Below are 15,668 nucleotides of genomic sequence, written 5' to 3' on the forward strand. Positions count from 1 at the left end.
AAAGCAAGAAAACAAGGCTCAAGACTTGGCTGTTTATTGGGTCTTTGCCTAATTTTGATCGTCGTCATCGGCAGTGGCCTTATTCTTCTCACCCAGCTGGGTACCGTATCCGGTGATGAAATCGCCAACTTAGAAGAGACCAAGCGGATTAACTTTACCATTGATCCAAATGATAACTTAGAGACCGTTGCCATGCGGCTAGAAAATGAAGGCTTCATCAAAGATAACGGTCACTTCCTGGAATACGTCAAAAATAACGAAGACAACCAGGTGCCCCGGGCTGGCACCTATAAGCTTAGTGCAGCCATGCCCTTAAAACGCATCAGCTCTATCCTCATGCGGCCAAAGGGGGCTACCCGGGTCATAACCATTCCCCAGGGGATTACCCTAAGTGATGTCGCAGACCTTTTTGAAAAGAAAGAGATTTGTTCTAAACAAAAGTTCTGGGAAACGGTCAGGAATGGTCAGTTTATCGGCTATTCCTTCATCACCTCGCCCGGTGGCGATGACACCCGCTTAGAAGGCTATCTTTTTCCCGGTACCTATGAATATGAAGATAATATGGACCCGGAAAGCGTCATCGAACTGATGCTGGATAATTTTGATGCCCACACGAAAAAGATTCCCAAGCGCACCAATAAGCTAGACGACCGGCAAACGGTTATCCTGGCCTCCATGCTTGAGCGTGAAGCCAGGAGTGATGGGGAAAAACCGGCCATTGCCTCGGTTTATATTAACCGCTTAAACAAGGATATGCCCCTACAGTGCGATGCCACCATCGCCTATGCGATGAATGAAAAGGGGCGGGCCTTAAACTTTGCCGATTACCAAATTAAGTCGCCCTACAATACCTACTTGCACAAGGGCTTTCCTCCATCGCCGATCTGTAATCCCAGTATGACGTCCTTGGTGGCGGCATCTAATCCGGCTAAAACGAACTATTACTTCTATCTTTTTAACACCCAAACCCGGAATGCCCACGTTTTTGCCAGGACTTACGAAGAACACTTGAAAAATAGAAAGATTTACGGTTATGACTGACTACCAAGCCTATCCGAATGAAAGCGCCTATTTAGAAGCGCTTTTTCCGGAATCAAATGAAATAAAAAGCATGCGAGCCTATGCGGCAGAAAACCATATTCCCGTTGTCGTACCGGAAGTGGCTCGGGCCTTGAAGATGATTGCTGCCCTAAAAAAACCGGTGCATATCTTAGAGTTAGGGACAGCCATCGGTCTATCCACCTTGATCCTTGCCCAAGCAGCCCCGGCAGCTAAAATTACCAGTATTGAGATCAATGAAAAGCGCTATGCAGATGCAAGGCGCTTTCTTGCTTCATATCTTATTAGTGGCCAGGTTCAACTGCTCCAGGGCGATATCCGTTCAGAGGGTTTTTGGGCATCAGCTGGACTCAACGACCAGGTCTATGACCTTATCTTTATCGATGCCGCCAAAGGCCAATATGCGGCTCTGGCCGACCGCTTGTGGCAGCATGTCAGCCCGGGTGGGCTGATGATTTTTGATGACATCTTGCAACACGGTTGGGTCGCTACCCTGGCCTATCCCAACCATAGGCAGAAAACGGCCGTATTGAGACTTCGGCAATTCCTGGAAGATGTCGCAGCCAGTGGGCGGGGTCATGTCTTAAATATCGATGATGGGGTCTTGCTTTTAATCAAGGAGTAGAGGAGCGTGTCCATGAATCAGGTGGAATTATTGGCGCCGGCAGGCGATTTTGAAAAATTAAAGTTCGCCTTTCACTATGGCGCAGATGCAGTTTATCTGGCCGGAAAACGGTTTGGCCTCCGGGCCTTCGCCGGTAACTTTAATGATGAAGAGCTAGAAGAAGCCGTTCGCTATGCCCATGACCGTCATAAAAAAGTGTACGTAACCATGAATGCCTACCCGCATAATGACGGTCTAGAAGGCATTGGTGCCTATGCCCAGTTTTTAGAAAGCATCCAGGTTGACGCCATTCTCATTGCCGATCCGGGTGTCTACTGGCTCATTAAAGAGGCCGGGGTTAAGGTCCCCATCCATATCAGCACCCAGGCCACCATCGTGAATTGGGCCGGCATCCGCTTTTGGGAAAATATGGAAGGGGTCGACCGGGTGGTATTGGCCCGGGAGCTCTCCCTGGAAGAAATCAGAGAAATCAAAGACAAGACTTCCGCTGAACTGGAAGTCTTTGTGCATGGAGCCATGTGTATGTCCTATTCGGGTAGGTGCCTGCTCAGCAACTACATGACCGGCCGGGATGCCAACCAGGGGGCCTGCGCTCAACCCTGCCGCTGGCGCTATGCCCTGGTTGAAGAAAAGCGCCCCGGTGAATACTATCCGGTAGAGGAAGATGCTCAGGGGAGCTATATTTTCAACTCCCATGACCTGTCGACCCTGGGATACTTAAAGGACCTCGTAGAAGCTGGCGTTTCTTCCTTGAAAATTGAAGGCCGGATGAAGAGTATTTTCTACCTATCAACAGTTGTCCGGGCCTACCGGCGGGTTTTAGATGGCGTCTTGGCCGGTCAGGTTGATGAAGATGCTTTTGTATATAGTGAAAAGGAATTAAATAAAATCAGCCACCGGCCTTACACCAGCGGCTTCTTATTTGGCCGTCCGGAAGACCATGCTATCAATTCAGCCTTTTCAGGGCCGGTAACCCCTTACGAATTCTGCGGCGTCGTTTTAGACTACGATTCAGCAATTAAGATGGCCAAGGTAGAACAACGCAATAAGATGGTCTTAGGGGAAGCCATCCAGTTTTTCGGGCCAGACTATACCGAGCTGGACCATCAAATTGACCAAATGTATGACGAAAACATGGAGGAGATTACAGAAGCGCCTCATGCTAGACAGGTCATCTATATGCCCGTTGACCAGCCTGTTAAGCCAATGGATATTTTACGGCGAAAAGCAAAGGCTTGAATCTAAAAGACCGGACTTGTAAGAAAGCTTTGTATAATATAATAAAGGCCCTTAGAAAAATGAGTTGTAGGGATCTCATTTTCTAAGGGCCTTTTTGGATAAGAGGGGTGTAGATACCTAATCAGTGCTCTAAGCTTACCAAGCCGCAGCTTCCCATAATATATATTATGTAAACACTTTAGACTGGACAAGAAACTGCCTAGCCTAAAGTGTTTAGCCAATCCTTAATTAAAAGGATTCACCTCAACCTGGGTATCGATTGTAACGGCCTTCTTCAAGGCGTCAATGGTTGGATATAGATACTGGCTCCGTTCAAGGTTGTAATGCAGCAAGGCAATCCGTTCGCCGGTGAATACGGTATCGCCGACGTGCTTGTCCAGGGTTATGCCTGCTGCTGGATGGATACCATCATGGTCCAGCCGACCGGCGCCCAGGTCATGGGCGGCGATGCCAAAGACCTTGGCATCTATGGCTGTAATTCGACCGGATTCGCCGCTATAGAAGTCATAACTGAATTCAGTTTCTTCATCAAGTGCTTCGTCTAAATCGCCACCTTGGGCCTGGACCATCTCATTGAATTTCTGGAGGGCGCTGCCGTTTTTTAAGGCCATGGCGCATTGTTTCTTCCAATGATTGATATCTGGCTTTTCCGGGTCGATTAAGGCCAGCATATTGGCCGCCAGGTCAATGGATAGGTCAATTAAAGGCCCCTGGCTGACCTTTCCGGATAAAACACGAATCACTTCCTGAATTTCCAAGCCGTTTCCAATGGCATCCCCAAGGGGCTCATTCATATCAGATAGGATGATTTTGCAAGGTTTGTGAAAATATTCGCAAGCCTTTTCTATTTTTTTGGCGAGGATGCGGGCCTTATCTTTGCTGTCCATAAAGGCTCCCTGGCCGTATTTGATGTCAAAGACAAAGGCATCGGCACCAGAGGCGATTTTTTTGCTGACAATGCTTGAACAAATGAGTCCCGGCTCCTCAATAAGGCCGATATGATCGCGTAAGGCGTACATTTTTTTATCGGCTGGGGCTAATTGATCGGTGGCGCTGCCGATATAGAGGCCAATCCGGCCGACCTGGGCCTCTATTTCTTCTTCGCTCAAGTCGGTTCGTAAGCCGGGAATGCTCTCTAGCTTATCGATAGTGCCGCCGGTATGGCCGAGGGATCTGCCTGAGAGTTTGACCACCGGATAGCCAAAGGCGGCCACTAAGGGGGCAATAATAAGGGTTGTCTTGTCCCCTACCCCTCCGCTACTGTGTTTATCCACTAAGCGGTAGCGGCCATCATGTCGTAGATGGTCTGGCCAGGTTAATTGATCGCCGGATTGGACCATGGCCTCTGTTAAGAGGATGGTCTCTTCATCATCCAGGCCATGAATATAGCAGGCAGTGAGCCAGGCGGCCATCTGTGGGTCGCTGACTTCATTTTTTACATAGCCATCGACCATAAAGCTAACGGCTTCTTTATTTAAGGGAAGGCTCTGGGCCTTATTCGAAATGTAGTATTGGGCGTTTTTTGACATAAGTCCTCCTAGGTATCCAAGTATTCTTTGAAAGAGCTGCCGGCACCACTATAAGGGATTTCGAAGAGATCGGCGATGGTGCTGGCAATATCCGCATAGCTGCTGCGTTCGCCGATATAGTCGCCCGCTTTTAGCTGCGGGGAATAGAAAAGCACCGGTATTTTTTCCCGGGTATGGTCTGTCCCAGGCGCCAAGGGGTCACATCCATGGTCGGCGGTTAAAATCAACCAGTCCTCTTCCTGTAAACCGGCTAGAAGGTCCGGCAGGGCCTGGTCAAAGGCCAAGAGGGCCTGGGCATACCCTTCCGGGTTCCGCCGGTGGCCATAGAGCATATCGAAATCAACAAGGTTGGTAAAAATAAGGCCATGGGGGACTTCCTGAGCAAGCGCTAAGGTTGAAGCGAGGGCTTCGGCATTATTATGGCCCGGCCAATTACCTGTAAAGGTAACATTGGGGAAGATGGTCTTTATTTTTCCGACTGCGTAGCTTGGAACCTTGGTTTGGGCCAGGTCATCTAAGAGGTGTCCCGCCGGAATAGGGACGGTAAAGTCCCTCCTATTTTCGGTCCGGGTAAAGGGGCCAGCTGAGGGGCCGATGAAGGGCCGGGCAATAATCCGGTTGACCTCCTCCTCCGGCGCTGAAAAGTCCTGGCGAAGTTGGGCACAGATGCGGTAGAGTTCGTCCAGGGGGACGATGTCTTCATGAGCGGCTATTTGCAAAACGCTGTCTGAAGAGGTATAGACGATGAGGGCACCCGTTCTCAGGTGTTCATCGCCGAAGGTTTGGATGATGGCGGTGCCTGAAGCGGGCTTATTCCACAAGACATCCCTTTGGGCAACTGATTTGATGTGGTCGACCATTTTCTCAGGAAAGCCCTGGGGAAAGGTGGGAAAAGCTCGATCGCTGATTTTACCGGCCAATTCCCAGTGACCGACAACGGTATCCTTCCCTTTGGATGCTTCAAGAGCCCGGGCGGTTATGGCCCGACCGGGCTCAGGTTTTTCTTGGCAGAGCTGGATGAAGCCTAGGTCCTCTAGGTTTTTTAGGCTGGTGCCCTGGGGCAAGTGCTTAAGGGCTGAGGCCAGGGTATTTACACTGGATGGATCTCCGAAAGCGCCTGCATCCGGTGAAGCGCCTACGCCAACGCTATCTAGAACAATCATTATGACTTTCATCTGAAACCTCCCTATCCACGTGGGTGTGCAGCACGATATTGGGATAAGAGCGCATCATCTGCGATATGGGTATAGATTTGAGTGGTGGATATATCAGCATGGCCCAGCAATTCCTGGATTAATCTCAGGTCAGCGCCACCAGCCAATAAATGACTGGCAAAAGAATGGCGAAGGGTATGGGGTGTCAGGCTTTCATACCGGTCGATACCCGCTTCTTTAGCGTAACGCTTGATGATTTTCCAAATGCTTTGCCGGGATAACTGGCCACCCCGGTTATTGAGAAAGACCAACTGGGTCAAGCGGTAATTTTTTTGCCGGGGCCGCCCCTGGGCCAAGTAGCGGTCCAGGGCCTTGCTGGCAGAGTCGCCATAAAAAACCAGGCGTTCCTTTTTCCCCTTGCCGATGACCCGGATGAACTGGTCTTCGGTAAAAATCTGCTGGAGCTCAAGGGCCGAGAGTTCACTGACCCGCATGCCGGTGGCATACAGGAGTTCTAGGATGGCTGCATCCCGGACGCCCGGCATTTTAAACCGGTCCGGGGCAGCTAAGAGCTGACTAACTTCTTCAACTGAAAGCACCTCAGGCAGGTGTTGGCTGTTGCGAGGCGCCTGCCAACGGGGTGTACATGTTAATATACCCGGATAGACTTGCTGGTAATAGCTGAAGAAGGTCCGCAAGGCAGCCATCCGCCTTGCCACGGTGCTGGGCGCAAAACGCCGACCGGCGTCTTGCAGGTAGTGGTCAATATCACGCTCTGCCCAGTCGGTCGGCGCTTTATCGTCTATAAAGTGGAAAAAATCCTTGAGGTCGCGGATATAGGCTTCTTGCGTTTGACTGGCCAGGCCACGCTCTAGGTGTAAATATACCTTGAAATCCTTTAGGAGATCAGACTGCTCAAGAGGCGTTAGCATGCTGCCACTTCCTTTAATCCTCTATTTTTTGAATGGGAGCGTAGGCTGAAATGAGCTTCTTTAAGCCCATATCCGGGAACATCACGCTAATTTGCGTAAAGGGTCCCTTGTCATCAACAGCGACAACAGCTCCCTTGCCCCAGAGTTGGTGGTTGATTTTATCGCCTACCAAGTAGGTGACGTCTTCTGCCTTAGACCGTTTGACGTGTTTGGTTTCCTTGGCCGGTGTATTCTTATTATGCCGGCTATTTAAGTCATCTAAAACCAAGGATGGAATTTCATCTAGGAAACGAGAAGGCAGGTTTGCCTGCATCTTGCCATAGAGCATCCGTTTTTCGGCCCGTAAGAGGAAAAGGTGGTCTTCTGCCCGGGTAATGCCAACATAGCAGAGGCGTCGTTCCTCTTCTAAGTCACTTTCATCTACCAAACGGTAGGCATGTGGGAAAATCCCTTCTTCCATACCGGGAATGAAGACAACTGGAAACTCCAACCCCTTGGCGGAGTGGAGGGTCATGATGGAAACCGTATCCTGGTTGTTTTGGTAGTCATCTGTGTCAGTATAAAGGGCCAGGTCTGATAAAAAGACCGTCAAGGAGGCATCCTCAAGGTCTTCATGGCTGGCATCAAATTCAGCTGTCGTTGCTAAAAACTGGTTGATGTAGTCTAGCCGGGTTTCGGCTTCTACAGAGTCCTCCTCTGTCAGCATGGTCCGGTAGCCACTTTCGTCTAAGAGGAAGTTGGTTAGTTCGGCAATACTGTAATTGCCTTCATAGATTTGCTTGGCATCTGCTAAAAGCTTGAGGAAGACGTCAATAGCAGCTAGTATTTTTTTTGTGCTAATAACTTCCCGAGCCCGGGCTAAAGCGTCGATGCCGGTGATATTTTCAGACCGCATCAATTGGCGGATCTTTTCAATGCTGCCGTCTCCAATACCCCGCCGAGGAGTCTGTAAGGCCCTTTCCAGGGAGATAAAGTCATAGGGGTTAGACAAGAGGCTTAAGTAGGCCATAATGTCTTTGATTTCCTTTCGACTGTAGAACTTAATGCCCCCAAAAATTTTATAGGGGATCTTCCGCTGGATAAAGTCTTCTTCAATTTTCCGGAATTGGGCGGTCATCCGGCAGAGGACAGCAAAGTCCTTGTAGCTATAGCCGCTGTCATCTCCCAGTAGTTGGTTGATATGACGGGAAATAAAAAAGGCCTCATCTGTATCATCCAGGGCCGTATAGAGCTTGACCCTTTCGCCATCAGGTCGTTCAGTCCATAGGCTCTTGTCCTTCCGTTCCTGGTTATTGGCAATGACGCCATTAGCTGCCTTTAAAATAAACTGGCTGGACCGGTAATTTTCCTCGAGCTTGATGACCTTGGCCTGCGGGTATTGGTGTTCAAAATCCAGGATATTACGGATATCAGCCCCCCGCCATTCATAAATGGACTGGTCATCATCGCCAACAACGCAGATGTTTTTGTGCTGGTCAGCCAGAAGCTTGATTAGGGTGTACTGGGCGTAATTGGTATCCTGGTATTCATCGACCATAATATATTTAAACCGGTCCTGGTATTTTTTTAAAACGTCAGGCTGGCTTTCAAATAAGCGGATCAATTCAAAAATAATGTCATCAAAGTCCATGGCATTCTGCTGCTTCAAGGCCCGTTGATAGGCCTCATAAAGGGTTGCCAGGTTTTCAGAGCTGCCATCTCCCTGGGCCAAGCGGCGGGTATCTTCCGGGCGATGTAAGGCATTTTTCTCCCGGGAAATATCGGCAAGTAAGGCCCGTGGCGTCAGGGACTTTTCGTCAATTTTTGCCTCTTTTAGAACCCTTTTAATGACCGTTTGCTGGTCAGCTGCATCAAAAATAACGAAGTTATCCTCATAGGGAATCAAATCGTTTTCAAAGCGTAAAATATTCAGGGCTGTCGCGTGAAAGGTTTTGGCCCAGACCCGACGTCCTTCAGGGCCGATGAGGCGGCTAATCCGCTCTTGGAGTTCTTGGGCCGCTTTATTGGTGAAGGTTATGGCTAGGATATGATAAGGGGATACCTGCATTTTTTCAATTAGATAGGCAATCCGGTAGGTGATCGCCTTTGTTTTCCCACTACCGGCGCCGGCCAGTATTAGCAAGGGCCCCTCTGTTGTTTCTACAGCTAGCCGTTGGCTTTCATTTAATTCCTCTATTTGCAAACCATATCCCTTCCTTTCTTATCTTATAATATATTATCTCATAAAGAATAACTTCAAGCAAATAAAAAGCCGCTTTAAAGCGGCTTTTTATTTGCTTGGGACCTTGCTGAGGATAACATTAACTTGAGTCGGTTTTCCTGGTTGACCTGGGTGGCGCTGGCATCATAGTCAATGGGGACAATATTTGCTTCCGGATAAATTTCCTTAATTTTGCGCATCATCCCCCGGCCAACAATATGGTTGGGCAGGCAGCCGAAGGGCTGGGTACAGACGATGTTGTTGACCCCACTATTAATGAGCTCTACCATTTCACCGGTTAGGAGCCAGCCTTCCCCCATTTTCGTGCCCACATGGACAATTTCAGCAGCCTGCCCCTTGGTTTCTTCAAAATGAGCCGGGGCCTTAAATCGGGGGTAGTCGGCATACTGGTCAATGATGTTATTTTGCAGGCGGATCACCCGTCGGTAGAGGTATTCGGAGACAAGGCGCTTAATGAAGCCGGTTCCGTAGAGTTTATTATCTTCAATGCCGGCATCAATGGTGTAAAGGACGAAGTCCATTAAGCCCGGGACCACGACCTCTGCCCCCTCTGACCGGAGGAAGGCTTCCAGGTTATTATTGCCCAGGGGGGCGAATTTAACATAAATTTCCCCGACAATCCCAACCCGAATTCGCTCTTCCTCGCGAACTTCGATTTCAGAAAAGCGTTGTAGGATATCTCTGCTTTCCCGGACAATATCCTTGTCCTTAAAGGCTTCATGCCGCTTGAACTTATCACAAAGCTCTTCGACCAGGGTCTCTACCAGGGCGTCACAGTCCCCCGAATGGACTTCGTAAGGCAGGGTTTGGTTATAGAGGTCCATCAGGACATCCCCATAGAGGACGCCTACAGCCATCCGGTGGATGAGGTCTTTTGACAGGGTAAAGCCTGGGTTCTTTTCCAGGCCTAAAAGATTAAAGGACAGGACTGGGATATGCTCCATATGGGCTTGTTTTAAAGCCTTTCGGAGGAGGCTGACATAGTTGGATGCCCGACAGCCACCGCCGGTTTGCATGAGCAGTAAGGCAATCCGGTCGGTATCATACTTCCCACTTAAGGCGGCCTGCATGAGCTGGCCGATGGTCAGCTGGGCCGGATAGCAGGTGTCATTGTGGGTGTATTTCAAACCGGTATCAATGAGCTCCTGCCCCTGACCGGTTAAAACGTCTATTTTATACCCTTCCATCTCTAAAATGCGCTGTAAAAACTTAAAATGAATGGGTAGCATCATCGGGACTAAAATGGTATGCGTTTCTTTCATTTCTTCAGTAAACACAACGCGGTTTGTGGTAGACATGGCCGGTTCGTCACCTCCTAAGAAGTTTTGAGTAGCATTTACTGTTTGTTTTGCTGCTGGGCAATGGTCGCAAATAGGCTACGGAGCCGGATACGGACAGCGCCCAGGTTGTTGATTTCATCGATTTTGATCTGGGTATAGATGTCTTCTTTTTCTTCTAGGATATCCCTTACCTCATCGGTGGTGATGGCATCTAGTCCACAGCCAAAGCTGACCAGTTGGACCAGGTACATGTCATCTGTATCCCGCACCAGTTTAGCTGCATTGTAGAGGCGGGCATGGTAGGTCCACTGGTTCAGGATATCTGTCTCGATATGGTCAGGGTCCATGGGGAGGCCATCCTCTGTTACAACCACCGCATTAAAGGTTTCAATTAATTGGTCAATTCCATGGTTGATTTCTGGATCAATGTGGTAGGGCCGACCGGCGAGCACGATAATGGGCGCTCTAACCGCCCGGGCCTTTTCAATGGCCTGAGTCCCGAAGTCCAGGATTTTATGATGGTAGTCGTCCATGGCCTTATAGGCGGCATCGACCGCCTGCTTGGTTTCTTTGGACGGAATACCAAAGGTTGCCTGAATATCTTGGCTGATGGCCTTGGTGAACTTCTTCCGGTTGTGGACCCCATAAAAGGGATATAAAAATTTGACGTCCTTGAGGGCCTTCATATTGGCTTCTAAGACCTGGGGATAGTAGGCGACCACCGGGCAGTTGTAGTGGTTATCGCTAATATTTTCGTCAAAGTTATAGGTGAGGCAGGGGTAAAAGATGGCATCGACACCCTGATCGATAAGGTTAAGGACCTGGCCGTGCATGAGTTTTGCCGGATAGCAAACGGTATCTGATGGAATGGTTGCCTGGCCGGCCAGGTAGGTATCCTTGGTGCCAAAGGGCGATAAGATTACCCTAAAGCGGAGGGCCTTCCAAAAGGCCATCCAGAAGGGGTACATCTCATAGATATTTAAGCCCAAGGGGAGGCCGATGGTCCCCCGGCAATTGTCCATGGTCCGTTTTCCTCTGGCCCGGGCCTGGCTGATCAATTGACGCTTAAAGTTCATTTCATTTGGTAGGTGGTCGCGTTTTTGCCCATCTTTATAGAGGGGCCGTTCACACCGATTACCGGCAATGAGTTCCCGGCCACCGCTGAACTGGTTAATAGTCAGCTGGCAATGGTTGCCACAGAGCTGACAAATCCGGGTGGTGGTTTTTTGCTCGAAGTCTTCCAGGTCTTCTTTCTTCAGGATGGTTGACTGGTCCTTTTCGGGTTGGCTTTTGGCAAATAAGGCGCAGCCATAGGCCCCCATGAGGCCGGCGATTTCCGGCCGGATGACCTGGCCACCAATTTCACGTTCAAAGGCCCGTAAAATGGCATCGTTGTAGAAGGTTCCGCCTTGAACGACAATGTGCTGACCCAGGTCTTCTGCGGAATTCACCCGGATAACCTTATAGAGGGCATTTTTAACCACAGACATGGACAGGCCGGCAGAAATATCTTCAACACTGGCCCCCTCCTTCTGGGCTTGTTTAACGGAAGAGTTCATAAAGACCGTACACCTGGAGCCCAATTCAACAGGGTGCTTGGCAAATAAGCCCAACTTGGCAAAGTCGGCGACATTATAGCCCAGGGCGCTGGCAAAGGTTGAAATAAAGGATCCACAGCCGGATGAACAGGCTTCGTTTAAGAAGATGGTGTCGATGAACCCATCCTTGATGCGGAAGCATTTCATATCCTGGCCGCCAATGTCTATGATAAAGTCTACATTGGGCTGGAAGGCCTGGGCGGCTGTTAAGTGGGCCATGGTTTCAACCAGGCCATAGTCAATTTGCAGGGCTGTTTTCACCAGTTCTTCCCCGTAACCGGTCACTGCGCCGGAAACCAGGTTGATGGTCGGATTGCTTTCATAGATTTTAAGTAGGGCCTGGCGAACAAATTCAACCGGCTTCCCATTTGAGGCCTCATAGCTTTCAAACAGGAGCTCTTCATCTTCACCGATGACCACCAGCTTAACCGTTGTAGACCCGGCATCGATACCCAAATAGGCCTTGCCGGTATAAGTGGTCAGGTCAGCCCGGGGCACAGCGGTCTCACTATGTCGCTGGATAAAAGCCTCATATTCGGCCAGACTTTCAAAAAGAGGGGCAACATGACTTTCAAACTGGTGGCCCTCCTGTTGCTTTTCAATGGCCTCAAGGAGGTCGCCAGCCAACATGCTCTCTTCTGATTTGCTATACAAGGAAGCCCCATAGGCTACGAAGTATTGGGCATTGTCAGGGAAAAGATAGTCATCTTCATCCCGGGCTAAGACCTCTTTAAAGGCCTGTTGAAGCCCTTTTAAAAAGGTTAGCGGTCCACCGAGGAACATGACCTTCCCCTTGATTTCCCGCCCCTGGGCCAGGCCACCAATGGTCTGGTTCACAACGGCATGAAAAATACTCATGGCCACATCGGCCTTATCGGCCCCTTGGTTTAACAAGGGCTGCACGTCCGTTTTCGCGAAAACACCACAGCGAGAAGCAATCGGATAGATGTGCTTGGCCTTTAGGGCCCATTCATCTAATTGGGCCAGGTCGGTATCTAAAAGGACGGCCATTTGGTCAATAAAGGCCCCTGTCCCCCCGGCACAACTGCCGTTCATCCGGACTTCTGTGCCGCCGGTCAAGAAGAGGATTTTAGCGTCCTCTCCCCCAAGCTCAATGACAACATCTATATCATCGTAAGCATCTTCAACAGCTAATTGTGTAGCGACAACCTCCTGAATAAAGGGTAGGTTGACTTGTTCAGCAAAGCCCATACCTGCTGACCCGGTGACAGCTATCGTTACTTGTTGATCTGTACCTATGATATCAATGACTTCACCCATTGATTCAACCGCAATGTCACGTATGAAAGAGCGGTGGCGCTTGTAAGATTGGTAGACCAAGTGACCGGCGTCATCCTTGACAGCCATTTTAAGGGTGGTCGACCCGATATCTAATCCAATATGGTACAAGAAACTCCCCCTCCAACTTTTTGTAAAATATATAACTAAAAAAGGTATGAATTCACCGTACTTGAATTCATACCCAATTTTAGGGAAAAGAATGCTTAATCGAGTAGGGCTTTCCGTGATAGATTAATCCGTCCCATCCGGTCGATTTCGATCACTTTAACCGTTACTTCATCGCCGACTTTGACGACATCTTCCACTTTATTGACCCGTTTTTTATCCAGTTGAGAGATATGAACCAGGCCATCTTTGCCGGGTAGAATATTTACAAAAGCACCGAAGTCCATGATACGAACGACTTTGCCGGTGTAAATTTCCCCAACCTCCGGATCCTTGACAATGTCTTGGATCATTTTGACTGCCTGGTCTGCTGCTTGTGCATCATTTGATAAGACGCTCACTGTGCCATCCTCTTCTACATCGATTTGAACACCCGTTAACTCGATAATCTTTTTAATGGTTTTGCCGCCACTGCCGATGACATCCTTAATTTTATCCACATCAATTTTAAAGGATTCAATTCGAGGGGCAAAGGGTGATAATTCTGTCCGGGGTGCATCAATGCATTTGAGCATGGTATCCAAGATGAACAAGCGCCCTTCCTTGGCCTGCTTCAAGGCCTGCTCTAAAATAGCCTTGTTAATGCCATTAATCTTGATGTCCATTTGGATGGCGGTTACCCCATCTGAGGTACCGGCGACCTTAAAGTCCATATCCCCAAGAGCATCTTCCAGTCCTTGTAAGTCGGTCAGGACGCTGAATTGGTCTTCTTCACGGATGAGGCCCATGGCCACGCCGGATACCGGTTTTTTAATGGGAACCCCTGCAGCCATGAGGCTCAGGGTACTGCCACATACAGAGGCCATTGAAGTGGACCCATTGGATTCGATGGCTTCTGACACCACCCGAATCATATAGGGGAAGTCTTCAATATCAGGAATCACCGGCTCTAGAGCCCGCCGGGCCAGGACCCCATGACCAATTTCCCGTCTGCCTGGGCCCCGAATCGGCCGGGTTTCCCCAACGCTGTAGGGTGGGAAATTGTAATGGTGGAGGTAGCGACGGCTGCTTTCATCATCCAGGCCGTCCAGGGGTTGGTTATCTCTTGTGGACCCAAGGGTCACAACAGAAAGAATTTGCGTCTGCCCCCGGGTAAAGACAGCACTCCCGTGGGTCCGCGGCAAGAGGTCCACTTCACAGGTCAGGGGGCGGACTTCATCTAAGGCCCGGCCATCCGGGCGGATTTTATCGTGGGTAATTAACCGGCGGACGATGGCTTTGGTTAAGTCATCCAGGGCCTGCTTGATCTCCCCTTCGCCCTCTTCAAAGCGGTCGATGAGGAGGGTTAGGGCCTTGTCTTTAGCCGCTGCAATGGCTTGGTCACGGTCTTTTTTGTTGACAATTTTTAGGGCAGCCGTTAAATCATCCCAGGCTGCCTCTTTAACAGCTGCTTGAATATCTGGGTCAATCGCCGGGGGATCGAAGGCGATTTTTTCTTTGGCAATCCCCTTTTCCAGGGCTTCCTGGCGCATGTCCTCAATTAAGTCGGTTAATGCTTGAATGGCCTTGTGGCCTTCGAGAATCCCCTCCAGAATGACCTCTTCTGAGACTTCCTGGGCACCGGCTTCTACCATCATAATGGCGTCGTGGGTCCCTGCTACAGCTAGGTCCAGCAGGCTGGCTTCCCTTTCGGCATGGTTGGGATTAATCATCATTTCCCCATCCACATAGCCGACATGGACCCCTGCAATCGGGCCTAAAAAGGGAATATGGGATAAATGCAGGGCACAAGATGCCCCGATCATGGCTGCCATATCCGGGGGATTATCCGGATCAACGCATAGGACCGTGGCAACAATCTGCACATCATTCCGGTAGCCCTTCGGAAATAGGGGTCGAATCGGTCGATCGATTAAGCGGGCAGATAGGGTTGCCTGTTCTGATGCCCGGCCTTCACGGCGCAAGAAGCTGCCGGGGACTTTCCCGGCGGCGTACATTTTTTCTTCAAAGTCAACGGTTAAAGGGAAAAAGTCAATACCTTCCCGGGGTTCTTGGCTACCTGTAGCGGTGACCAAGACAACGGTATCCCCGTACCGAACCAGGACCGAACCGCTGGCCTGCTTGGCTAAATGGCCAGTCTCCAGGCTTAGTGTTCTTCCGGCTAACTGCATTGACCGGCGAATCACTGTATCCATATAAAGCCTCCTCACGAATTTATAAAAATTGCCAAGGACACAAAAGCGCCTTGGCAATGTATACGCTTACCAGTTGGCTTCACTTACCGACGTAAGCCAAGCTTCGAGATGAGATTACGATAGCGATCCATATCGATTTTCATCAGGTAATTTAATAACCCTCTCCGTTGGCCGACCATTTTTAATAGGCCACGACGAGAGTGGTGGTCTTTTTTATTGCTTTTTAAGTGCTCGGTCAAGTAATTAATCCGATAGCTTAATAAGGCGACTTGTACTTCCGGGGACCCGGTGTCACCTTCATGGGTTTGATATTCCTTGATGATTTCTTGTTTTTTAGCTTGATCTAATGCCATAATTATTTTCCTCCTTAAAATGAGTGTCACCGGAAACAAAGTCCTCGCCGGAGAAACGGTAGACTGTGCTTCGGTC

11 protein-coding genes are annotated in these 15,668 nt (G+C 49.6%); 3 read left to right on the forward strand and 8 right to left on the reverse strand.

All coding sequences use genetic code 11. The features are described from left to right. The first annotated feature begins 54 nt into the window (after positions 1–54). From mltG to ACKQTC_RS02145, 3 genes are read left to right on the forward strand one after another with little or no spacing between them, the layout of a single operon-like run. Complete coding sequence (gene mltG, locus ACKQTC_RS02135) at positions 55–1,041, forward strand: endolytic transglycosylase MltG (protein ID WP_408976784.1); 987 nt, start codon at positions 55–57, stop codon at positions 1,039–1,041. Beyond that, positions 1,034–1,684 (forward strand): O-methyltransferase, encoded by a 651-nt coding sequence (locus tag ACKQTC_RS02140; protein WP_408976785.1) that lies wholly within the window; start codon positions 1,034–1,036, stop codon positions 1,682–1,684. The genes mltG and ACKQTC_RS02140 overlap by 8 nt, the downstream gene beginning before the upstream one ends. A gap of 12 nt (positions 1,685–1,696) precedes the next feature. Then, on the forward strand, positions 1,697–2,923 hold the full coding sequence (locus tag ACKQTC_RS02145) for a peptidase U32 family protein (protein WP_408976786.1): 1,227 nt from the start codon (positions 1,697–1,699) through the stop codon (positions 2,921–2,923). A gap of 224 nt (positions 2,924–3,147) precedes the next feature. Here ACKQTC_RS02145 and ACKQTC_RS02150 read toward each other — a convergent pair whose 3' ends face one another. From ACKQTC_RS02150 to rpsO, 8 genes are all read right to left on the reverse strand, one after another. Further along, positions 3,148–4,452 carry a thymidine phosphorylase gene (locus ACKQTC_RS02150; protein WP_408976787.1) on the reverse strand — a complete coding sequence of 435 codons (1,305 nt, stop codon included), beginning with the start codon at positions 4,450–4,452 and terminating at the stop codon, positions 3,148–3,150. An 8-nt stretch (positions 4,453–4,460) separates the two neighbouring features. Further along, complete coding sequence (locus ACKQTC_RS02155; RefSeq protein ID WP_408976788.1) at positions 4,461–5,627, reverse strand: phosphopentomutase; 1,167 nt, start codon at positions 5,625–5,627, stop codon at positions 4,461–4,463. A gap of 11 nt (positions 5,628–5,638) precedes the next feature. Next, positions 5,639–6,538 (reverse strand): site-specific tyrosine recombinase/integron integrase, encoded by a 900-nt coding sequence (gene xerA / locus ACKQTC_RS02160; protein ID WP_408976789.1) that lies wholly within the window; start codon positions 6,536–6,538, stop codon positions 5,639–5,641. Between the two features lie 13 nt (positions 6,539–6,551). Then, entirely contained in the window at positions 6,552–8,720 is a 2,169-nt protein-coding gene (locus tag ACKQTC_RS02165) for an ATP-dependent helicase (RefSeq protein ID WP_408976790.1), read from the reverse strand. Positions 8,721–8,794: 74 nt separating this feature from the next. Further along, complete coding sequence (locus ACKQTC_RS02170; RefSeq protein ID WP_408976791.1) at positions 8,795–10,057, reverse strand: 2-hydroxyglutaryl-CoA dehydratase; 1,263 nt, start codon at positions 10,055–10,057, stop codon at positions 8,795–8,797. Between the two features lie 38 nt (positions 10,058–10,095). Next, positions 10,096–13,047 (reverse strand): acyl-CoA dehydratase activase-related protein, encoded by a 2,952-nt coding sequence (locus ACKQTC_RS02175; RefSeq protein ID WP_408976792.1) that lies wholly within the window; start codon positions 13,045–13,047, stop codon positions 10,096–10,098. Positions 13,048–13,142: 95 nt separating this feature from the next. Continuing rightward, positions 13,143–15,239, reverse strand: a complete 2,097-nt coding sequence (locus tag ACKQTC_RS02180) for a polyribonucleotide nucleotidyltransferase (protein WP_408976793.1) — start codon at positions 15,237–15,239, stop codon at positions 13,143–13,145. Positions 15,240–15,322: 83 nt separating this feature from the next. Beyond that, positions 15,323–15,592, reverse strand: coding sequence for a 30S ribosomal protein S15 (gene rpsO, locus ACKQTC_RS02185; protein WP_408976794.1), 270 nt, complete (start codon positions 15,590–15,592; stop codon positions 15,323–15,325). Between the last annotated feature and the right edge of the window lie 76 nt (positions 15,593–15,668).

The organism is Peptococcus simiae, assembly GCF_046097595.1.
GTDB classification, from domain to species: Bacteria; Bacillota; Peptococcia; order Peptococcales; family Peptococcaceae; genus Peptococcus; species Peptococcus simiae.